At 63.4% G+C, this 21168-nt stretch carries 23 protein-coding genes and 1 tRNA gene; 13 read left to right on the forward strand and 11 right to left on the reverse strand.

Annotated features, from left to right (window positions below):
• Positions 1–29: 29 nt before the first annotated feature.
• Both GQ651_RS02750 and GQ651_RS02755 read right to left on the reverse strand, forming a co-directional pair.
• On the reverse strand, positions 30–1061 hold the full coding sequence (locus GQ651_RS02750; RefSeq protein WP_160762680.1) for a branched-chain amino acid ABC transporter permease: 1032 nt from the start codon (positions 1059–1061) through the stop codon (positions 30–32).
• 106 nt (positions 1062–1167) lie between these two features.
• Complete coding sequence (locus GQ651_RS02755; protein WP_160762681.1) at positions 1168–2532, reverse strand: substrate-binding protein; 1365 nt, start codon at positions 2530–2532, stop codon at positions 1168–1170.
• Between the two features lie 236 nt (positions 2533–2768).
• On the opposite strand from GQ651_RS02755, the gene GQ651_RS02760 reads away from it, so the two are divergent.
• The 5 genes from GQ651_RS02760 to GQ651_RS02780 all read left to right on the forward strand — a co-directional run bounded on the left by GQ651_RS02760 (position 2769) and on the right by GQ651_RS02780 (position 8749).
• On the forward strand, positions 2769–4091 hold the full coding sequence (locus GQ651_RS02760; protein ID WP_160762682.1) for a helix-turn-helix transcriptional regulator: 1323 nt from the start codon (positions 2769–2771) through the stop codon (positions 4089–4091).
• Between the two features lie 81 nt (positions 4092–4172).
• On the forward strand, positions 4173–4541 hold the full coding sequence (locus GQ651_RS02765; protein WP_160762683.1) for a response regulator transcription factor: 369 nt from the start codon (positions 4173–4175) through the stop codon (positions 4539–4541).
• Positions 4538–4810: a hypothetical protein gene (locus GQ651_RS02770; protein WP_160762684.1), complete on the forward strand. Its 273-nt coding sequence runs from the start codon at positions 4538–4540 to the stop codon at positions 4808–4810. The genes GQ651_RS02765 and GQ651_RS02770 overlap by 4 nt, the downstream gene beginning before the upstream one ends.
• Positions 4811–4812: 2 nt before the next feature.
• Complete coding sequence (locus GQ651_RS02775; protein WP_160762685.1) at positions 4813–7503, forward strand: ATP-binding protein; 2691 nt, start codon at positions 4813–4815, stop codon at positions 7501–7503.
• Between the two features lie 67 nt (positions 7504–7570).
• On the forward strand, positions 7571–8749 hold the full coding sequence (locus tag GQ651_RS02780; protein WP_160762686.1) for a flagellar motor switch protein FliM: 1179 nt from the start codon (positions 7571–7573) through the stop codon (positions 8747–8749).
• Between the two features lie 57 nt (positions 8750–8806).
• On the opposite strand, the gene GQ651_RS02785 is transcribed toward GQ651_RS02780, so the two are convergent.
• The 4 genes from GQ651_RS02785 to GQ651_RS02800 are packed head-to-tail and all read right to left on the reverse strand — an operon-like array spanning position 8807 to position 10975.
• Positions 8807–9238, reverse strand: a complete 432-nt coding sequence (locus GQ651_RS02785; RefSeq protein ID WP_160762687.1) for a TIGR01244 family sulfur transferase — start codon at positions 9236–9238, stop codon at positions 8807–8809.
• A 7-nt stretch (positions 9239–9245) separates the two neighbouring features.
• The gene (locus GQ651_RS02790; protein WP_160762688.1) at positions 9246–9674 is read right to left on the reverse strand and encodes a DUF6691 family protein; all 429 of its coding nucleotides are present in this window, start codon (positions 9672–9674) and stop codon (positions 9246–9248) included.
• Entirely contained in the window at positions 9674–10099 is a 426-nt protein-coding gene (locus GQ651_RS02795; protein WP_160762689.1) for a YeeE/YedE family protein, read from the reverse strand. The genes GQ651_RS02790 and GQ651_RS02795 overlap by 1 nt, the downstream gene beginning before the upstream one ends.
• A 12-nt stretch (positions 10100–10111) precedes the next feature.
• Entirely contained in the window at positions 10112–10975 is an 864-nt protein-coding gene (locus GQ651_RS02800; protein ID WP_160762690.1) for an MBL fold metallo-hydrolase, read from the reverse strand.
• 106 nt (positions 10976–11081) lie between these two features.
• On the opposite strand from GQ651_RS02800, the gene GQ651_RS02805 reads away from it, so the two are divergent.
• The 3 genes from GQ651_RS02805 (at position 11082) to GQ651_RS02815 (ending at position 13915) form a co-directional block, all read left to right on the forward strand.
• A complete protein-coding gene (locus tag GQ651_RS02805) occupies positions 11082–11390 on the forward strand; it encodes an ArsR/SmtB family transcription factor (protein ID WP_227257938.1) in 309 nt (102 codons plus the stop codon).
• Between the two features lie 160 nt (positions 11391–11550).
• The gene (locus GQ651_RS02810) at positions 11551–11772 is read left to right on the forward strand and encodes a hypothetical protein (RefSeq protein ID WP_160762692.1); all 222 of its coding nucleotides are present in this window, start codon (positions 11551–11553) and stop codon (positions 11770–11772) included.
• 64 nt (positions 11773–11836) lie between these two features.
• Positions 11837–13915, forward strand: coding sequence for an enoyl-CoA hydratase-related protein (locus tag GQ651_RS02815; RefSeq protein ID WP_160762693.1), 2079 nt, complete (start codon positions 11837–11839; stop codon positions 13913–13915).
• 4 nt (positions 13916–13919) lie between these two features.
• Here the strand turns inward: GQ651_RS02815 and GQ651_RS02820 are convergent, their stop codons facing one another.
• Entirely contained in the window at positions 13920–14135 is a 216-nt protein-coding gene (locus tag GQ651_RS02820; RefSeq protein WP_160762694.1) for a hypothetical protein, read from the reverse strand.
• A 131-nt stretch (positions 14136–14266) separates the two neighbouring features.
• Here GQ651_RS02820 and GQ651_RS02825 point away from each other — a divergent pair, with 131 nt between their 5' ends.
• Positions 14267–14524: a DUF2312 domain-containing protein gene (locus GQ651_RS02825; protein ID WP_160762695.1), complete on the forward strand. Its 258-nt coding sequence runs from the start codon at positions 14267–14269 to the stop codon at positions 14522–14524.
• 12 nt (positions 14525–14536) lie between these two features.
• Here the strand turns inward: GQ651_RS02825 and GQ651_RS02830 are convergent, their stop codons facing one another.
• A complete protein-coding gene (locus GQ651_RS02830; RefSeq protein ID WP_160762696.1) occupies positions 14537–15415 on the reverse strand; it encodes a hypothetical protein in 879 nt (292 codons plus the stop codon).
• 88 nt (positions 15416–15503) lie between these two features.
• Here GQ651_RS02830 and GQ651_RS02835 point away from each other — a divergent pair, with 88 nt between their 5' ends.
• Together GQ651_RS02835 and GQ651_RS02840 are read left to right on the forward strand one after the other, a co-directional pair.
• Complete coding sequence (locus GQ651_RS02835) at positions 15504–17165, forward strand: ABC transporter permease (protein ID WP_160762697.1); 1662 nt, start codon at positions 15504–15506, stop codon at positions 17163–17165.
• 48 nt (positions 17166–17213) lie between these two features.
• Positions 17214–17289 (forward strand) — tRNA-Thr (locus GQ651_RS02840).
• Positions 17290–17595: 306 nt separating this feature from the next.
• On the opposite strand, the gene GQ651_RS02845 is transcribed toward GQ651_RS02840, so the two are convergent.
• Entirely contained in the window at positions 17596–18270 is a 675-nt protein-coding gene (locus GQ651_RS02845) for a hypothetical protein (protein WP_160762698.1), read from the reverse strand.
• A gap of 41 nt (positions 18271–18311) precedes the next feature.
• Between GQ651_RS02845 and GQ651_RS02850 the strand changes: the two genes are divergently transcribed.
• Positions 18312–18557: a hypothetical protein gene (locus GQ651_RS02850; protein ID WP_160762699.1), complete on the forward strand. Its 246-nt coding sequence runs from the start codon at positions 18312–18314 to the stop codon at positions 18555–18557.
• A gap of 92 nt (positions 18558–18649) precedes the next feature.
• Here the strand turns inward: GQ651_RS02850 and GQ651_RS02855 are convergent, their stop codons facing one another.
• Positions 18650–19594: a phosphatidate cytidylyltransferase gene (locus tag GQ651_RS02855; protein ID WP_160762700.1), complete on the reverse strand. Its 945-nt coding sequence runs from the start codon at positions 19592–19594 to the stop codon at positions 18650–18652.
• Positions 19591–20256: a lysophospholipid acyltransferase family protein gene (locus tag GQ651_RS02860; RefSeq protein WP_160762701.1), complete on the reverse strand. Its 666-nt coding sequence runs from the start codon at positions 20254–20256 to the stop codon at positions 19591–19593. Before GQ651_RS02860 ends, GQ651_RS02855 begins: the two co-directional genes overlap by 4 nt.
• A 280-nt stretch (positions 20257–20536) precedes the next feature.
• On the opposite strand from GQ651_RS02860, the gene GQ651_RS02865 reads away from it, so the two are divergent.
• Complete coding sequence (locus GQ651_RS02865) at positions 20537–20965, forward strand: cupin domain-containing protein (RefSeq protein WP_160762702.1); 429 nt, start codon at positions 20537–20539, stop codon at positions 20963–20965.
• The last annotated feature ends 203 nt before the right edge of the window (positions 20966–21168 follow it).

Genomic DNA, 21168 nt, shown 5'->3' on the forward strand with positions numbered 1-21168 from the left:
GAAGGGTTCTGTGTCTGGTCTGTCATGGCTTATTCCTCCATCACGCCTTTGCGTCCCATCAGGCCGCGCGGCCGGGTCAGCAGGATGACGATGGCGACAAGGTAGATGATGATCTGGTTGATGCCGGGGATGATGTCGATGACTTCGGCCATGGAGGCGAAGCTTTCGAGAATACCCAGCAGGAAACCCGCAAGGACGGCGCCGGGCAGGGACCCCATGCCGCCCACAACGACCACCACGAAGGAGAGGACAAGGAAGTCCATTCCCATGTGGTAGTTGGGCGAATTGATCGGTGTGTACATCACCCCGGCAAGCCCCGCGACGCATGCCGCGATGGCGAACATAACAGTGAAGCGCTTGTCGATGTTGATGCCCAAGAGGCCCACGGTCTCGCGGTCGGCCATGCCGGCCCGGACCACCATCCCGAACGTGGTGAACTGCAGGAAGGCAAAGACGGCCGCGATCAGGATCATCGCGAAGGCGAAGTAGACGAGCCGCCAGTAGGGGTACATGATCGTGAACGGATCGGCCCCGATCAGCACGCCGAAGTCGAACGAGCCGTTGAAGGCGGGCGGCGCCGGGGTAGGGATCGGGTTGGCGCCGAAGAAATACTTGATGATTTCCTGAAGCACGATGGCCAGGCCGAAGGTCACCAGGATCTGGTCGGCATGGGGGCGCTTGTAGAAATGCTTGATCAGGCCGCGCTCCATCGCGTAGCCGACCGCGATCATGATCGGGATCGAGAACAGGATCGCCAGCGGCACGGACCAGTTGATGACCGCCTGTCCCAGGTCCGGTCCCAGCCATTCATGCATGTAGGGAATGTCGACCTTGAGCGGATTGCCCAGAAAGTCCTTGCGGCTTTCGTCGATGACCTCGTGGCTGAGGCTCAGAATGCGCTGAAGCGTCACGGCGCAGAAGGCGCCGATCATGAACAGCGCGCCATGCGCAAAGTTCACTACGCCGAGCGTGCCGAAGATCAGGGTCAGACCGAGGGCGATCAGCGCATAGGCCGACCCCTTGTCCAGACCGTTCAGCGTTTGAAGGATGATGGCGTCCATGTCCCCACCTCACAGGTTTTTTGGCTGGCTGGGTGCCGGGGCCATTTTTCGCGGTCCCGGAGGGTGGGCGCGCCCCGAAAGGCGCACCCTGTCTTGTCGGTCGGGCTTAAGCGCCCGGGTTGCACTCGCCCAGGGTCGCTTCCGCGCCACCCATCTGCGGGTGATCCGGCGCATAGGTGACCTGATCGACCGGCGTGATCTCGACGACTTCGAGAAGGTCGAATTCCGAGGTCGGGTTCTCTTTCCCGCGCACGACCAGAACATCCTTGAAGCACTGGTGGTCGGCACCGCGATAAAGGGTCGGACCGTTGCCAAGACCGTCGAACTCGAAGTCTTCGAGCGCTTCGGCCACGGCACAGGGGTTGAACGACCCGGCGCGGTTGACGGCGTCCGCATAGAGCAGCGTCTGCACGTAGCAGGTGTGCGCTGCCTGGCTCGGCGGGAAGCCGTACTTGGTGCCGAACGAGCGGGTAAAAGCCTGCGAACCTTCGTCCTGCAGCGACCAGTGCCAGTTCGTCGAGCCGAAGATGCCCTTGACGTTGGCGCCGGCGCCACGCGCCATCAGGCGCGAGTAGAGCGGAACGACGATTTCGAAGTTCTTGCCGTTGACCATACGGTCGCGCAGGCCGAACTGAACGGCGTTGGTGAGCGAGTTCACCATGTTGCCGCCGTAGTGGTTGAGGACGAGCACGTCCGCATCCGTCTGAAGCACCGGCGCGATGTAGGACGAGAAGTCCGTCTGGGTGAGCGGGGTCTTGACGGCGTTGACCGTCTCCCAGCCCATCGCCTCGGTCGCCTGGGTGATGGCTTCCTCGGTGGTGTAGCCCCAGTTGTAGTCGGCGGTCAGGTGATAGGCCTTGCGGTCGGTGCCATAGGCGTTCGCCAGCACCGGCGCGAGAGCGGCGCCCGACATGTACGAGTTGAAGAAGTGACGGAAGCCGTTGGCCTTCCGGTCCTTGCCCGTGGTGTCGTTCGAGTGGGTGAGACCGGCCATGAAGATGACGCCGGCTTCCTGGCAGAGCGCCTGCACGGCCACGGCCACGCCCGAGGACGAGCCGCCGGTGATCATGATGGCGCCGTCCTTCTCGATCATCGAGCGGGCCGACGCGCGGGCGGCGTCCGATTTGGTCTGCGTGTCGCCGGTGACGTACTCGACGCGCTTGCCGTTGATGCCCGTGCCGTCGAGGGTCTTCGACGAGAAGGTGTTGATCATGCCGCCGTCGCCGCCACCGTTCAGGTGCTCGACAGCCAGCTCATAGGCGCGCAGTTCGTCCGCGCCTTCGTCCGCGTAGGGACCGGTCTGCGGCACGTTGAAGCCGAGCGTCACCGTGTCGCCCTGCGGCGCGTTGGTGAAGCCGGTATGCGCGCCGGCCCAGACAGCCCCGGTAAAGATGGTCGGGGTCGCGAGCGCCGCACCGGCTGCCGCGCCCGTCTTCATCACTCCGCGACGTGTGAAGTTGGATTTGGTCATGTAGTCCTCCCATATGGAACATCCGGCTTGTGGTTTGAGGCACCACGGGCGCCCCTCCATTGGCGGCCGGACCCTTTGACAAGGTGCCTATGTTATCGCGCGAGACGTGAAAACTTTTCAACAACCCCCTCACTTGGCGTCATTTTTCTGTAAACGAATGCACAATTCCATGGTATACTTTGTAAAGTAATTTTCTTGCGCACACAGAAACGCATTGGAAACATAAGGAAAAACCCATGCCACGCGCCGCGCTCACAGGGTCACGGATACGCCGTTTCAGGCTGGACAGAGGCGTCCGGCAGGCCGATCTGGCGCGCGACTGCGACATCTCGCCCAGCTATCTCAATCTGATCGAACACAACCGTCGCAGAATCGGCGGCGCGCTGCTCAACCGGATCGCTCGCGCGCTCGACGTGGACCCAGTCGTCCTGAGCGAAGGCGCGAGCGCGACGCTGACCTCCGGGCTTGAGGCGGTGGCCGCCAATGCACCAGCAGGCGAGGGTCTGGAGCCGCCCGAGGATTTTGCCGGTACCTTTCCGGGCTGGGCGCGGCTGGCGGTTGAGCAGCAACGAAGGAGCGAAACGCTGGAACGGGTGGTCGAGGTTCTGAACGACCGACTGACCCATGACCCGATGCTGTCGGCCTCGCTCCATGACGTGCTGTCCACCGTGACGGCCATCCGCTCGACCAGCGGCATTCTCGCCTCGGGAGAGGAGATCGAGCCGGAATGGAACGCGCGCTTCGTGCGAAACCTCTACGAGGACAGTCAGCGTCTTGCGCAATCTGCCGAAGCCCTCGTCGGCTATCTCGATGCGGGCGGCGACGCGGCACGAAGAACGACCCTTCCGCAGGAGGAGCTGGAGGCATGGCTCGATGCGCAGGGCTGGAACATCGGAGAGATCGAAGCGGGCGCGGACCCCTCCGAGGTGCTGGCCGCGTCGGGGACAGAGCTTGCTACGGCGACGGCCAGAAGCATGGCCGCCACCTACCTGACCCGATACGCCGCGGACGCAGAGAGCGTGCCCATGGTGCCGCTACTGGATGCGATCGAGTTGGGCAGAACCGATCCGGCTGCGCTGGCCGGTCAGTTCAAGGTCGGGTTCGATCTGATCCTGCGCCGCCTTGCGCAGATGCCGGACAGCGCGTTCCGGGGCGGTCTGGCTCCGGGTCTCGTCCTCTGCGACGCATCCGGCACGCTGACGTTCCGGAAGCCCGTCGAAGGTTTCGAGCCGCCGCATTTCGGTTCGGGTTGCGCGCTCTGGCCGCTCTACGAAGCGCTGGCGCGGCCGTCCCAGCCGATCCGGACCGAGGTCGTTCTGACCGGTCGGGACACGCGACAGTTCACGCTTCACGCCTTCGCCACGACCCGATTTCCCGCCGGTTTCGACCGTCCCGGCGTCGTCGAGGCGACGATGCTGATCGTGCCGCGCGTCGGAGATACCGGCGACGAGATGCGCGAGCCGCTCGAAATCGGGACAAGCTGCCGGGTCTGCGCGCGGGGCGATTGCCCGGCCCGGCGCGAGCCGTCGATCCTCAGTCTTGCCCGCGCGGGGGCATGACGCGTTTTGACAGCGGGGCGGGCTTCGGCAATAGTCCTGTCAAAGACCGGTAAACGGCTGACCATAGGGAGGAGATCGGCGATGGGCGGACGGGTCCTGCTGATCGAAGACGAACCGAATATCATCGAGGCGATCCGCTTCATCCTGTCCCGTGCCGGCTGGCGCGTGGACACCCATTCCGATGGCTCGACCGCGATCGAGGCCGTCGAGGCGCGCAAACCCGATCTGGTCATTCTCGACGTCATGCTGCCGAACCGCTCCGGCTATGACATCCTGAATGATCTGAGGCAGGCGGCGGCGACCGAAAACCTTCCGGTCCTGATGCTGACCGCGCGGGGCCAGAAGAAGGACCGCGACCTTGCCGAGAAGCTGGGCGCGAGCCGCTTCATGACCAAGCCGTTCTCGAATGGCGAGGTTCTGGCCGCGGTTCGCGAACTGGTGCCCGAGTGAGCCGCCCGCCCGAGCCACTCTTCCTGGCGCGCCAAAGCTACCGCCGCCGCCGCCTTGGCGATGCGGCGCGGGTGCTGCCCATTCTGGGAGCGGTTCTGCTGCTTCTGCCGATCCTCTGGGCCGATACGGCCCGCACCAGCGGCGGCCTTGTCTACATCTTTGCGACATGGGCGATCCTGATCGTCATCGTCGCAGTGGTCTCGTCGAGGCTCGGACATGACCGCCGCGGGGCGGGCGACCCTGAAGGCGGTGAAGACGGGGAGTTCTGAGCGTGCTCAGTTTCAACGCCCTCATCGTCGTCGCGCTTCTTTACGTGGCGCTTCTCTTTGCCGTGGCGTTCTGGGCGGATTCCCGCGCCGAACGGGGGCGGCTCGGCTGGTTGCGCTCGCCCCTGGTCTATACACTGTCTCTGTCGATTTATTGCACGGCATGGACCTTCTACGGTGCGGTCGGCAACGCGACGCGGTCGGGTCTGGAATACGTCACCATCTATCTTGGACCGACGCTGGTTCTGATCGGCTGGTGGGCGCTTCTCAGGCGGCTGGTTCGGATCGGGCGCACGCAGCGCATCACCTCGATCGCCGACATGATCTCGTCGCGCTACGGGAAATCGAACCTGTTGGGCATTATCGTCACGGTGCTCGCCGTGGTCGGCACCACCCCCTATATCGCGCTGCAATTGCAGTCCGTCACGCTCAGCTTCGCGGTCTTCAGCCCGGCCGCAGCGGGTGAGGGCGCGGACGGCCTGAGTTCCATCGCCTTCTGGGTCGCGGTGGGCCTTGTCGTGTTCACCATCATGTTCGGCACACGGAACCTCGACGTGAACGAGCGGCACTACGGCGTCGTTACCGCCATCGCGCTTGAAGCCATCGTCAAACTGGCCGCTCTCATCGCCGTCGGCCTTTTCGTTGTCTTCGCGGTTGCTGACGGACCAGTCGATGTGCTGGAGCGGATCGAGGCCTCGCCGATCGCCGACTGGGACCTGCAGCCCGACCGATGGGCCACGCTGATCTTCCTGTCGGCGGCTGCCTTTATCTGCCTGCCGCGCATGTTTCAGGTGATCGTGGTCGAGAACTCGGACGAGCGTCACCTTGCGACGGCAAGCTGGGCCTTCCCGCTCTACCTGTTCATGATCAGCCTGTTTGTCCTGCCCATCGCCGTCGTCGGTCTGGCGACGCTGCCTGCGGATGCGAACCCCGATCTGTTCGTCCTGACCCTTCCCATTGCCTTCGATCAGAGCGCGCTGTCGATGCTGGCCTTCCTCGGCGGGTTCTCGTCGGCCACCTCCATGGTGATCGTCGCCGCCATCGCGCTGTCCACCATGGTGTCGAACCACATCGTGATGCCGATCTGGCTGAATGCCCGGAAAGGCGGTGCGACGGTATCCGGCGATGTTCGCGACACGGTGATCCTGGCGCGGCGGCTGTCCATCGCGGGTGTGCTGGCGCTCGGGTATCTTTACTTCCGACTGTCGGGCGGCGGCACTGCGCTCGCCTCCATGGGGCTGATCGCCTTTATCGGCCTGGCGCAGGTCCTGCCGGCGCTTCTCGGCGGCATCTTCTGGCGCGGGGCCACGCGCGTCGGCGCGGCGGTCGGGCTGTTGGTGGGATTTGCGGTCTGGGGCTGGACCTCGTTCCTGCCGAGTTTCGGCGACAGTGCGATCATGACTGCAAGTGTCTTTTCCGAAGGGCCTTTCGGCATCGGCCTTCTCAGGCCCACGGCACTCTTCGGGATCGAAGGCATGGACCCGCTCGTCCATTCGGTCTTCTGGTCGATGCTGCTGAACAGCGGCGCCTTCGTGCTGTTCTCGCTTCTCAGCTTCCCCACGCCGATCGAGCGCATTGAAGGCGCCACTTTCGTCAACGTCTTTCGCTATTCGGAATCCGCCCCCGGCTGGACGGGCGGCGCGGCCGAGGCCGAGGATTTGCTGATCATGGCGCAGCGCATCGTCGGCCCCACCGAGGCGCAGACCCTGTTCGAAGCCGAGGCGCGGCTTCAGGGCAACGCGGGGTATCTGCCCGAGGTGACACCGGACTTCCTGCAACGGCTTGAACGGGAACTTGCGGGCTCTGTCGGCGCGGCCACGGCCCACGCGATGATCGCCCAGATCACCGGCGGCGTCTCGGTCAGCGTCGAAGACCTGATGAAAGTGGCGGACGAGGCGCAGCAGATCCTCGAATACTCGAACCAGCTTGAAGCGAAGTCAGTCGAACTGGGACGCACCGCGCGTCAGCTGAAAGAGGCCAATGACAAGCTGATGGCGCTCTCGGTGCAGAAGGACGGCTTCCTCAGCCAGATCAGCCATGAACTCAGAACGCCGATGACGTCGATCCGGTCCTTCAGCGAGATTCTGATGGGCGGCGAACGGATGAGTGCCGAGGACCGGCAACGCTACAGCTCGATCATCCATGACGAGGCCATCCGTCTCACCCGGCTTCTGGACGATCTTCTGGACCTGAGCGTTCTGGAGAACGGTCAGGTTACGCTGAACATGCGCCATGACACGGTGCGTGCCGTTCTGGACCGCGCCGTCGCTGCGACCGAGCGGCCGCACAAGGCGGGCGGCATTGTCATTCACCGGACGCCGGGCGACGAAGACGCGCCGCTCTATACCGACAGCGACCGTCTGGCGCAGGTCTTCATCAACCTGATCGCCAATGCCGAGAAATATTGCGAGGCGGATGCGCCCGCGCTGACCATCGAGGTCAAAACGGTGGCCGGGCGCACGGTTGTTGACTTTACCGACAACGGGCGTGGCATCCCGCGCGAGGCGCGCGAGATGATCTTCGAAAAGTTCAGCCGCGTGAGCGACCATCGCGCCGCTGGGGGCGCGGGGCTGGGGCTTGCCATTTGCCGCGAGATCATGGCGCGTCTCGGCGGGACGATCGCCTATCTGCCGGGGCAGGGTGGTGCATCCTTCCGGGTGACCCTGCCAGAGGCGGTGGCGCGCGCGGCGGAATAGGCGCGTCACAACGGTCTGGTAACCTGTTTCGGTCAGTGTCGGGCCTGAATAGACGGGCGACCGGACCATGGCCGACGCGGCAGACAGCAATGTGCTCCAACGTATCGTGGCGCCGCCGCGCCCGCGCGCCTTGCGCGAATCCGCCGCCGTGGACGCGGTGCTCAGGGTCGACATGCCTCGCTCGGCAGACGAGCTTCTGGGGCTTACGGTCGAACTTCGCTCGGTGGTGCGGAACATGGTCTCCGAAGAAGGGGTCGTCGCGGCGCTCAGCGATAGCGATCTGATCTTCGTTCTGGATTGCGGTGACGGCGAGTTGGGTCTTGTCGTGGTGGATAGCGGCCTGATCTCGACCCTGCTCGAGGTTCAGACCACCGGCCGCGTCACCAGCGCACCGCCCAAGGACCGGCGCCCCACCCGCACCGATGGCGTTGTCGTCAGCGACATGGCTGACCGCTGGCTCGAGGATATCGCTCGCGCGCAGGCGGCTGGCGGGGGGACGGGCAACCCGCGCTTCACCACGCTTGAGCGTGAAAGCCGCATTCTGGATATCCGCGCCGTGGGTCTGATGCTGGACCCCGGCGACTACGATGTCCTGAGGGTTGAGATGGCGTTTTCCGGGGGCGCGAAAAACGGCGCTCTGTCGGTCTGCGTGCCGGTGAGCAACGGTGCGGGCGCGGCTTCGAAAAGCGGCGAAGGTGGCGGGCTGGCCGACGAGCTGCGCGCGCACTACGCCCATATGCGCGCCGATCTCCGGGTCGACCTGGATCAGATCCGCTTGCCGTTGTCAGCCGTGCTGAAGCTGAAGAAGGACGCGGTTCTGCCGCTTGCGACCGAGAACGCGTCCGAAGTGACGCTCCGCCAGACCGATGGCCGCCGTGTCGCGAAGGCGAGGCTGGGGCAGGTCCATGGTCAGTGGGCGGTTCGGATGGCGGGGTTCGGCAGTGCGACCGCGGGCGCGGTTGGGGGTGTCGAAGCGGCTGCCTTCAGGGGGGCGGCGGCCTCGGCAGCACTGCCCGAACCGTCAGGCGGAGTAGGCGAGTTGCCCGACCTGCCCGAATTGCCGGGCATGTCCGAGTTGCCCGATTTGCCTGACCTGCCAGAGATTGAGGGAAACGGGGACATGCCTGAACTTCCGGACCTGCCCGACTTGCCTGATCTGCCGGGTACAGGCGACGGATTCGAGCTGCCGGACCTTCCGGATCTTCCCGACCTGCCGGAGCTCCCGGAACTTCCCGACCTGGACTGACGCGCAGCCGGAAACGTCCCTGTCGCCACCACAGTTTCCGTCACGCAACGAAGCGGATCAGCCTGCGCGAATCTGATCGAGTTGCTGGCCGAGACCCGGCGCAGGATAGCCCGCGCGGTCCAGTGCGCTCAGAATATCCTCGGTGCTCATTCGGTCACCCGACGCCATGGCGAAAGCCCAGAGATAGGCCGACCGCGTCCCGGACGCGCAATAGGCCAGAACCGGCCCGTCCGCCGCGTCGATTGCATCCCGGTGGGCGGCAATGATGTCGAGGGTGAGCATCCCATGCGCAAGGGGCACATTCGTGAAGCCGATCCCCGCCGCCTCGGCGGCATCGGCAAGACGCTCGGCTGACAAGGTCAGAGGGTTCTCGATGTCCGGCCGATTGCAAATGACGGCGCGGATGCCCGCCTCGGCCAGCGCCGGAATGTCTGCCGGTGTAATCTGAGATGAAACGCTGACCTTGTCGTCCAGTTGGCGGCCGATCATCCGATCCTCACGCGGGCTGCTCCTGAAGCCGCGCCTTCAAGGGCGGCGCGACCCACATACCCAGCACCATCGTGGCGAGAAAGACAAGTCCGCCCGTGCCGCCCCAGGTGATCGAGGCCATGGCCGGCCCCGGGCAGAGCCCGGCCAGACCCCAGCCCATACCGAACAGCGTCGAGCCGACGACAAGACGCCGTCCCAGCCGGGGTTCCGGCGGGGGAGGGAAGCTGCCGCCCAAGGCGGGAGCACGGCGCGCAGCCGCGATACGCCAGGCGATTGCCATTGGCAGGATCGCGCCGCCCATCACGAAAGCGAGCGTCGGGTCCCACGCCCCGAAAATGTCGAGCCAGCCGATCACCTTGGTCGTGTCGGTCATGCCTGAGATCAGAAGACCGGCCCCGAAAAGGCCACCGGCGATGAAGGAAAAGACGGGACGCATCAGACGACTCCCAGAATGTGGCGGAAGAGAACGACGGTCAGGCCGCCCGCGCCGATGTAGAAGATGGTGGCCACGATGCCCCGAAGGCTGAACCGCGAGATGCCGCACACCCCGTGCCCCGAGGTGCAGCCATTGGCGATCCGGGTCCCGATCCCCACGAGCAGCCCGGCTGCCGCCACCACGATCAGGTTGTTGTTCACATGCGTGTCGGCCCCGCCCATGGCGATCGCCAGAGCACCCGGCACGATGACAAGCCCGGCGATGAAGCCGATCCGCTCACGCAGCGTGTCCCGCGCCGAGCCGTCCACGACCCCGCCAAGGATGCCGGAGGCGCCCATGATGCGACCGTTCACCAGAAGGTAGAACGCGGCGGCGAGGCCGATGATGATCCCGCCCGCGAACCCCATGATCCATTCCGTTGGCATTGGTTTTCGTCCTTAGAGTTTGTTGATCGGCACTTTGAGGAAGACGTCGCCCTTGTCGTCGGGCTCGGGCATGTTCCCGCCGCGCATGTTGACCTGAAGCGATGGCACGATGAGCTTGGGCATCCCCAGCGTCGCGTCGCGGGTCTGGCGCATCTCCACGAATTCCTCGCGGGCCTTGCCGCCGCCTACATGGACGTTCCTGGCCTTCTGCTCGCCCACGGTGCTTTCCCACGCATAAACGTCGCGCCCCGGCGCCTTGTAGTCGTGGCCGACGAAGATTCGCGTCTCGTCGGGCAGGGCGAGAATGCGCTGCACGCTGTCGTACATCGTGTCGGCCGAGCCGCCGGGAAAGTCGCAGCGCGCCGTGCCGAAATCGGGCATGAAAAGCGTATCACCGACAAAGGCGGCATCCCCGATGACGTAGGTCATGCAGGCGGGCGTGTGGCCCGGCGTGTGCATCACGTCACCCCGAAGCTGGCCGATATGAAAGCTGTCGCCTTCCTCGAACAGCGCGTCGAACTGCGAGCCGTCACGCTGAAAGGCCGTGCCTTCGTTGAAGATCTTGCCGAAAGTGTCCTGCACGACGGTGATATTGGAACCGATGCCGATCTTGCCGCCGAGTTTTTCCTGCAGATAGGGGGCGGCGGACAGGTGATCCGCATGGACGTGGGTTTCCAGGATCCAGGCCGTATTCAGGCCTTCCTTACCAATATATTCAATGATGGCGTCGGCCGACCGAGTGTCGGTGCGACCCGAGGCGTAGTCGAAGTCCAGAACGCTGTCGATAATGGCGCAGGCGGTGCCCGTGGGATCCTTGACAACATATGAAATCGTGTTGGTCGCCTCGTCGAAGAATGCCTTGACGAACGGTGTCATTCCAACCTCCTTTAATGTGGTGTATACATAGCATTCCGAGATCATATTTCAATATCGATATATATAGTTGGTCATGAATATACAAAGCCAGGAAACGAGGCAGGAGATGCACGACGCGATGGCGGCTTCTGCCGATGAAGCGGCGGGCTGTCTGAGGGCGTTGTCGAACCCGTCAAGATTGCTTCTCCTTTGCCAGTTGGTGGACGGCGAGCGCAGCGTGGGAGAGCTTGAGAACGCTCTCGATCTGGGACAGGCATATGTCTCGCAGCAATTGGCGCGTCTGAGGGGCGAGGGGTTGGTCAAAGCGGTGCGCGACGGTCGAATCGTTCGTTATTCGCTGGCGGACCCTCGGGTCGTCCCACTGTTGCAAGTGCTCTATGAGCAGTTCTGCAACCCTGCATTGCGCGCCGAATAAGCGGGCGAACGCCGAAAAAACGCACATATCCACAGCTTTCCCCCGGGAATATGGTCCGCTTCGGTCCAATTCGGGTCACGTCCGTGTTACGATGGTCGAACATTCAACGACGAACACGAATTGCAAAAATTCGGGCGAGGGACCGAAACGGGAGGACCCCATGAAGGATCTGCCAGCCACTTATGGCGACAGGGACGATGTCGACCACCTGATAGACCGTCTCCTCGCCGACCCCGGCACTGTCGAAGACGTGAAGACGCTTCTGCGGCACAAGATGTCGGCGCCCGATGTGATCGCGGTTGCGCCTGTCTGTGCGCGCTCCTTGCAGGCCGATAGGGCCGAGGAGGATGTCGAAGACATGTGGGACAACGTCCCCATCTGAGGCAGGAAAGCGCCTTCCGGCGGAACCGCGCTTGTTTTTCGCCAGCCATGGCGTAGAAAACAGCATGGGCCGAGAAGACAGGATCGCACCGGCGGCAGAGGTCGAGGTCGAGCGGCGTGGCCATGTCGCTGTCCTCAGGCTTTTGACCGCCCCGACGGGCGCGCTGACACGCGAGCTCAGGCGCGATATTCTTCTGACAATCAATCAGTTAGCCGCCGATGATGATGTGCGGGCCATCGTCCTGACCGGGGCGATGGGCGTCTTCGCAGTGGGTACCAGCCTTGAGACCGGGGACGAGCTTGGCGACGATCCGGACCTGGCTGCGGTCTGCGACCGGATCGAGGCGCTGAAAATACCGTGCATTGCCGCAATCTCGGGCGCGGCGCTCGGCAACGGGCTCGAACTGGCGCTGGCGGCACATTACCGGGTGGTCAGCCCCTCGGCACGGCTGGGTGCCCCGGAAATCACCATCGGTCTTGTCCCGAATGCCGGCGGCACGCAGCGTCTGCCGAAGGTGGTGGGCGGCGTGGCGGCATTGAAGATCCTGCTGAGCGGACGCGCGGTGAATGGCGTATCGGCCGGGAAGCTGGGCCTCGCGGACCGCGTTGTCGATACGGACATCCTGGAGGCCGCCGTGGCCTTCGCCGACGAGGTGATCGCCAGTGTCTCGGAACTGCCCCGCAACTCTACGCGGCGCGACCGTCTGGGAGAGGGCGGACCGTTCCTGGAAGCGGTGTCACAACACAAGGCCGTCGCGGCGCGGAGCGGGCTCGATGCACCGCTCAGGCTGATCGAATGCGTCGAAGCGGCTCTGCTCCTGCCCTACGAGATCGGCCGCGGCCTTGAAAGCGCGGCCTTCGAAGATCTCGTCCATTCCGAGCATTCCCGTTCGCTCCGCCATGTTTTCGCAGCCGAGCGCCGCTTGCAGGCGCGGACGGCCGAGACCGGGCGCGTACCGTCGCGGCCTCTGAACAGCGCGGCGGTTCTTGCGGCGCGGGGTCTTGGCAACGAGGTCGCTGTCGCCGCGCTTGATGCCGGGTTCAAGGTCTCGGTGGCCGAACGCACGGACGAGGCGCTGGAAGCAGGCGTCACCCGCGTGATCGAGCATTACGACGCCCGTGTCGCGGCAGGCCGGATGACCGAAGACGCGGTGGAAGCCACGCTCGACCGGATGAACGCCGTCTGCGGATACCGGACGCTGGGCAACGTGGATATCGTGATCGACCCGGGCCCATCCATCGCCCGCGAGCGGGTGGCCGAGATCGACGCCGTGCTCAAGGCGGGGGCGATCTTCGCCACGGGCAGCGACCATGTGGACCTTGCGCGGATCGCGCAATCTACCGGGCGGCCCGCCGATGTGGTAGGTTTCAAAATGTATCCGGGTCTTCTGAAGAACCGGATCGTCGAGCTGAGCGTTCTCAAGGAGACATCGCCAAAAGCGCGGGAAACCGCGCGCGCCTTCGCCCGCAAGATCGGGCGGCTGATCGTCGAGACGGGCGCGGGCGGAAAGGGCATCGGCGCGCAGGTGACCGACGCGCTTCATGCCGCCGCAGACGCCGCCGTCCTCGACGGCGCCTCCATTGCGCAGGTGGATGCCGCGCTGCGCGACTGGGGGCTGCCCTATGGCTCGTTCGCATGGCGCGACGCGCAGGGGCTGGAGCGTGCGCTCAAGGATCGGTCTGCCGGCGAGGTCGACAGCCGTCTCGCCGCCAATGGCCGGACAGGCCGCAAGGTGGGGCGCGGCTTCTACAGCTATGCCCGCCGGGGCGCGCCCGGGGTCGAAGACCCGCTTGTCGCGCAGCTGATCCAGACCATGCGGGCCGAACGCGGGATCAAGCCTCGCAAGCCGTCAGATGGCGAGGTGCGCCTCGCCTGCGTGGCCGCCATGGCGGGGGCGGGGGCGCGGATGCTGATGGAAGGCACCGCGCTCAGGCCGTCCGATATCGACATGGTCGCGGTCCACGGGCTTGGCTTTGCGCGCCGCACCGGCGGGGTCATGTTCGCCGCCGACCTGATCGGACTGGAGCGTATTCGTGACGTGCTGGCGCGCCTTTCGGAACGCGAGCGTCGCGTGCCGAAGCCGTCGCCCATCTTCGACGACCTGATCCGGGCCGGTAAGGGCTTTTCCGACCTCGACGGCTGATACGTCAGCTCAGGAAAACGCCCAGCACCACGGTCATCAGCCCAAGTGCCGATATCGCCAGCGCCCCGAGGTTTAGCGCCACGACCTTCTGGAGCCGCGCCTTCATCGCCTCGTCATCGAGCCCCTCGCGGCGCGCTTTCGCGGCGATCACGATGCACCAGATCAGGCCCAGAAGGCCCACAAGCGTCAGTCCCGCGCCTATCCAGATCAGTGCTTCCATCGCCCGTTCCTTCCCGTGCTCTTGGCGCATCGCACCTAACCGGCATCCGTCCCGCGAGCAAGCACTTGCAGCCCGGCAGCCGCGCCGGTATCGGTCTGTCTCCCACCGGCTGCAACAGGCATGAGGACCCCATGGACGACAGCGTCACCGATCAGAGCTACCGTGTCACCGCGGACGAACTCCGCCAGTTCATCGAGCGTTTCGAACGCCTCGAAGCCGAGAAGAAAGACATCGCGGACCAGCAGAAGGAAGTGATGGCCGAAGCCAAGGGGCGCGGCTATGACACCAAGGTCATGCGCAAGGTGATCGCGCTGCGCAAACGCGAGCCCGACGACATCGCGGAAGAGGAAGCGGTGCTCGACATGTACAAATCCGCTCTTGGCATGTGAGGCCGCGCGCGGTCACGCTTCCAGAAATGTCACGCCCGGTATCGTCCTGATCCGGGCGACATCCATCTCGTAAAGTTCGGTCAGGTCCGCGACGGTCTCTTCCGTCCAGCCGGGAATGTCGATGACTGTCTCGACCGCCTCACTAACCGCATGCGCTTCGAGAAAGGCGGCGATGGCGGTGCGGCGGCGGTTCTCGGTCAGGTCGGCGCGGGTAGAGAGGAACTCCGACAGGCGGCTCAGCCCGTCCGGCGTGATGATCCGCTCGGCCATGTCGAGCGCGCCATCGAGCGCCGTGAACGGATCATGCTGTGTCAGGTCCCGCATGATTTCCGACCAGAGGAACGGTGTATCTTCGTGGCACCAGACGGTGATCGGTGCGCCCGGCACCGCGCCGGCAATCCGCGCGACGACATCCGACCAGAGAAGCTGTTCGAGTGCGACGCCGGCAAGGGCCGCCCCGCGCGCCTCGGGCGTCTCGGCATGGCGCGCGACGAGATCCGGGATGAAGGTGGCGGGGTTTCGGACCGCAAGGGCAAAGCCGACCTCGTGGCTCGGGAAACAGGCGCGAAGCCATGCCGCCTTGTCTGCTTTGGGGTAAAGCCCGTCAGGCCCCAACGCCACCTTGTCCCGGCACAGGAAATTTTCACTCGACAGCACGATCCGGTCGGCACTTTCGTCGTCCCGGATGGTTTCGATCAGCAGGGTTTCGGTCTCGGCGCTGGCGGGGGCGCCCCTCAGCTTTGTCGAGACATCGCCGATCAACTCGCGGTATCGCCCCGGTCCCGGCACGACGATCCCTTCCTCGGCCAGACGCGCGCGGTTCCGCAGGATCGAGCGGATCAGAAGCCCGTCGTCGGTGCAATGCGCGCCGAGATGGAAAAGGATCTGCATAAGCGCCGGTTTCGTTCTCTGCCTTGCCCCGGCCTGAGCCTAGCGTTGGGCGCTGGACAGGGAAAGGCGTTTCGCGCTAGGGCGATGGATGATGACCGACGAAAAGACTCAACTTCCCGGCATATCCGTGCCCCGGCCAGAGCCATGGTCGCTGGGCGCTGGCGCCATTGCGGCGCTTGTGCTGATGCCGATCCTGTCGGTCCTCTGGATCGCGGCCAATCCGGTCGAGAACATCTGGCCGCACCTGATGTCCACGACTCTGCCGCGCTATCTGTCGAACACCTTGGTCGTCATGCTGTCGGTCGGAATTCTGTCGGCAGTGATCGGCACGGTGACAGCATGGTTCGTGGTCATGTACCGTTTTCCGGGCGTGCGCTGGCTGGAATGGGCGCTTTTGCTGCCGCTCGCCGTTCCGGGCTATCTGGGGGCCTATGCGCTGGTCGATTTCCTGGACTATGCGGGGCCGGTTCAGACGGCGCTTCGCGAGGCAATGGGCTGGCAATCGGCCCAGGATTACGCCTTCCCGGAGATCCGGTCGCGGGGCGGGGCGATCTTCGTTCTGACGGCGTCGCTTTATCCTTACGTCTACCTTCTGGCGCGGGTCGGGTTCCGCGAGCAGTCGGGCTGCGCGCATGAGGTGGCGCGCGCGCTCGGAGCGGGTGGCATGGGCCGTTTCTTCCGTGTCGGTCTGCCCTTGGCGCGGCCAGCCGTGGCGGCAGGCGCCGCCATCGTGATGATGGAAACGGTGAACGACTACGGCACCGTCGACTTCTTCGGCGTGCAGACCCTGACGACCGGCATCTTCGCGGTCTGGCTGGAGGCGCGGAACGCCGGGGGCGCGGCCCAGATCGCGACCGTCATACTCGCCATGATCCTCGCCCTCGTGGCGCTCGAGAAGATCAGCCGACGCAAGGTGCGGTTTCACCGCCTGTCGCGGCAGAGCCGCCGGCTGGAAAGAGTCGACCTCAAGGGCGGGCGAGGCTGGGGGGCGACGCTTCTCTGCCTTGTGCCTTTTCTGGGCGGCTTCGTCCTGCCCGTGGCGGTCCTTGGCCACCACGCACTGACCCGTCCAGACCGCTGGCTCGCGCCGGGGCTGGCCGATGCTCTCTGGAACACCGTCCTCGTGGGCGGCGCAGCGGCTGCGCTGACGGTCATGGCAGCGCTCTTCATGGTCTATGGTGTGCGCCTGTCAGGTCGTCGCCTGCCACGGCTGCTATTGCCCGTGACGACAATCGGCTACGCGGCGCCCGGCGCCGTGCTGGCGGTTGGCCTGCTTATCCCGCTTGCCGCCTTCGACAACGCGGTCGCAGATGCGATCCTCGCCGTCACCGGCTGGGATCCGGGGCTGATGCTGACGGGGGGCGCGGCGGTGCTGGTCTATGCCTATGCCGTTCGATTCTTCGCCATCGGGCAGGGGGCGGCCGATGCGGCGATGGACCGGATATCCCCCAGCCTGCCCATGGCCGCGCGCACGCTCGGCCAGACACCCACAGGGACGCTTGGACGGGTCTATCTGCCGCTGATACGGGGCTCGGTGGCGACGGCGCTGCTACTCGTCTTCGTGGATTGCGTGAAGGAGCTGCCAGCGACGCTGCTTCTGCGCCCGTTCAACTTCAACACGCTGGCCACCCGCGCCCATGAGCAGGCGAGCCTTGAGAAAATCGCCGACGCCGCGCCCTCGGCCATCCTGATCATCGGCGTGAGCCTTGTCGCCGTGGCGCTCGTGGCGCGCGCAAGCCGCGCGCGGTGACACACGCGTTCTTGCAAACGCATCCACAAATGCGTACGAGACGCCAGCGCCCCTATAGCTCAGCTGGTAGAGCATCTGATTTGTAATCAGAGGGTCGGGAGTTCGAGTCTCTCTGGGGGCACCAATATATTCATTAAATATAAATTATAACAATTACTTAGATAATATAAATATTTTTCAGTCCCCTATATAGTCCCCCTGCTTGGTTTTGGGCGGGGAAGGGGCGGTCCAATCTCTTGGGCCGTATTCCATGGGACCGGCGTGGGATGCCGTCTTACCATAAACGGCCGGAGAAAAGTTTTCGGCTCAGGATCACCGGCGATCGCCATCGCATCAGGCGCGAGAGCTGAGCAGCCTCGCCAGAGTCCGAGCCAAGTCCGCTTCCTGTGATCTGCCCCCGTGTACCCACCTCGGATGGCTCGGTCCTGCCTTATGACCACCTCGTGCACCATGCATGCGACACACGCACCATCCGCGTACCGCTGGGCACTTGCACCTCTCGCCTGTGGACTTGGCCGTCGCTGCACATCTGCGGGCGTTTTGCAGCCTCAGGACAGGGTTCATGGGGGTATCGCCATTTTTCGTCATCATCCCCCCGTCTGTAGCTGACGTCGCCCACGACCGCCTGACCGCCATCCTTGACCTCGACCCGCTCGACGCGAACCGTCTGTTGGGCCTTGGCGCGATACTTCTTCAGTCCATCGACTTGCGCGAGGAAGGTTCTGTTCAGGCGTGTGAGGGAGCGTTCGTAGGTTTCCCTAAGTTCAGGGCTTTCTGCGGCAAAGAACCTCGACGACATCGACGAGATGGCAAAGTGCGTCGCTGACATCTGGTTGATCAGCATCGCCTCGACCGCATCCCGAGGCTCCATCTCCACCGCCAGGGCAGGAACGAGTTCAACGAAGTCGAGCCCGCCGCGGCCAAAGGCAGCCAAACCGACCTTCATGAAGACCTCTGCAGCTTCGCTGGTCTTCAGGCCGAACAGATTCCGCAGTTGGTTCGCGTCGGCTTCGTGGATCGTGAGATGGTTCTCACCTGTTCGCTCGAGCTTCGGAGCTGTTCTGCTCGGGGCTCCATCCGCAGTCTTTTTCTTCACCTTGCTCATCTTGCCTTGCCCCGGACCCATGGCGTGCAAATGTTCATGTATTGTTCTATATCAGAAACTGGCCTGAGGTAAGGGTTGTGCCGGATCGACGTGGACGGAAAAGAAGTCTTGAAGACCTGCTGCCGGAAGACAAAACCACATGGGCGCGGGACATCTGGGCGGATCGCCAAGAGGTCGCCAAGCTGCCATCGGGCGCCTGGATGCTGAGAGAGTCGGCGAAAGAGCTTGGGCTCCCTGAAGAAGCGGTGGACGAGGTGCTTCGGCGCGTTCACGGCACGGGTGAATGACTGCTCAGCGCTTTGGACCGGTCATCTGAGTGAAACGGTCAGATGTCTGCTCCGAGCCCAACGCGGACATCCATGCTTGAAGGATGCAGACGCTAGCCCCAACCGAGATGCGTCGCGTGATAGAAAACGGGCGCCGCAAAGATCACGCTATCCAGTTGATCAAGAAAACCGCCATGACCCGGGATGAGATGTGACCAGTCCTTGACGCCCCTGTCGCGTTTGATGGCCGCGAAGACGATGCTTCCGAGGATGCCGGTCACGGAGGCAAGTGCCGCCATGGCCGCCGCTCCGAGAATTCCAAACGGGGTAATCCAACTCAGAAGTGCTCCGATAAGTGCCGAAGCCGCGACGCCTGCCACCACACCGATGACTGTCTTCGGAGAGATGGCCGGCGCAATCTTCCGGCGACCGAAGCTGCGACCTGCGTAGTATTCGACGAAGTCAGCCAGTTGGACCACCATCGCGAAGAAGATGATGAGAAGGAGGGACCGATCTGCGCCATCCGGCACCTCGTAGGTCAGAAGGGCCGGGACATGGCTGAGGCAGTAGACACAGATCATCAGTCCCCATTGGGTCTCTGCGACGCGCACGAGAAACTGATCGGGATCACCTCTGACAGCGCTCAGGATCGGGAGCAGAAGAAAAACGTAGACAGGAATAAAAACGGTGAACAAACCCATCCAGTCCAGCCAGACAAAGAGATATTGCAGCGGCAGAATGACGAAAAAGCCAAGGACCAGCGAAAGGTGATCTGCACGTCGTTTGGCCGTGAAAGTCAGAAACTCCCGGAGTGCGGCAAAACTTACAAATGCGAAAAGCAATGTGACCATGAAAGCGCCGCTGAGGATGGCAATCGAAAGGATGATCGCGAGTCCCCACCACGTATGAATACGCATCAGGAACGCCTCGATCACCGGATCGGTCTGACCGAGCGGCAGACGGATGCGGATAAGTTCTGCGACGATTGTCAGAAGCGCGAGCAGACCGAAGATCGCGAGCATCAGAAGGATGACGTCGAGCGTTGTCTGTTCCGTCATTTCTCGGACCGCCGATCCTTGGGGGCAAGCGCGACGAGAGCTTCCGCGGCACGTTTCAGGAATGCTTCCTTGTCTTCACCCTCCTCGACGTGAATGGGACTTCCGAAGGTCACGGTGCAAATAAGCGGCAGCGGGATGACTTCGCCTTTGGGCATGATCTTGTTGAGGTTTGCGAGCCACGTGGGGACGAGATCAATATCGGGCCTTTGGCGACCGATGTTGTAGAGGCCCGCCCGGAACGGCAGCAACGGCTCGTCCGTCGTGTTCCGGTTGCCTTCGGGAAAGATGATAAGGGAAGAGCCTTCATCGAGCGCCTCAATTATCTTTTTCAGTGGGTCGTTGGTGCGGGTTTCCGGGCGACGGTCTATCAAAACGCAGTTGAAGACTTCCGGGCCGACAAAGGCGCGCAACCTGTTCTTCAGCCAGTAATCTGCCGCAGCGACCGGTCGGGTGTTGCGCCTCATCGAGCTTGGCAAAACCGTCCAGATCATTGGCATGTCGGCGTTGCTGACGTGATTGGCAAAGTAGATGCGTTGCTTTGCAACGGGCTCAATCCCACGCCACTCCGCCCGAACCGCGGTGATCAATCGGGCAGTCAAAGCCAGGAAATGGCCAACGGCTCGCGCTGCAAGCTGACGGAGCAAGGACCTATCTGCAGGCATGCAGAAAGTCTGACGAAGCTACATCGAAATTGGAAGGCTGACGTTCGCTAGTTGCGAACGACATGAAACAATGACCGGTCTGTCCGCTGAGCGGACATCTGACAAATTGACTCAGATGTCTGCTGTGAGCCCAGAGCGGACGCTGTTGCTAGGACTTGCCCACGTTCGCTCCCAAGCTGAATTTTTTTCATGCACAGCTGAAAAACGAACATTTGTTCCTGCGGCCGATGGCAGGTGAAGGTCATCGTGTTACCGGATAATTCTGCTTAAGGAGTCCTCAATGATCCGCTTCGCAAGTACTTCCAGGAAAAAGACCGCGGCAGCGGTCCTCAGCGCAATCGTTGCAAGCAGCGGCACCGCTTTCGCCGATGGAGAATTTCCGACCGAACACAAAGGCCTCGCCGTAGAGCAGCTGGGCGTCGTTTCTTCAGATTCGATGGCACGTCAAGTGGGGCTTGATGGCCATATTCTTCTCCTAAGAAGGATTACGATCGAGCCCGGTGGACAAATTGCACACCATAGCGCCGCAAAGGTGCCGGGCGTGGTCTATATGGAAACGGGAGCTTGGACAGAAGGTCGCGAAACCGGCGAAACGGTACATAAGGCTGGAGAGACCTTCATCGAAGATGCCGATACAGTTCACTGGTTCTACAATCGCGGAGACGAACCGGCATCTGCCCTGGTGTGCGACATCAAGCCCGCCAGCTGAGCAGGAGAGCACTTGCTGCTGCACCATTGCAATTCGGGCGCCGGGCCATGTTTTGGTCCGGCATCATTCTTTTGCGAAAGATTTGCCGACGATCGGATGCAATTGTACAAGTCGAGCAAACTGCCCCTAAAGATACACGGGGGGCTCTTGCGGCTTTGTCATTGGATATTTGAAAGAGCCTGTTTTCAATGTAATACTTAAGC

It is taken from the genome of Kangsaoukella pontilimi (assembly GCF_009830125.1).
Classification (GTDB): domain Bacteria; phylum Pseudomonadota; class Alphaproteobacteria; order Rhodobacterales; family Rhodobacteraceae; genus Kangsaoukella; species Kangsaoukella pontilimi.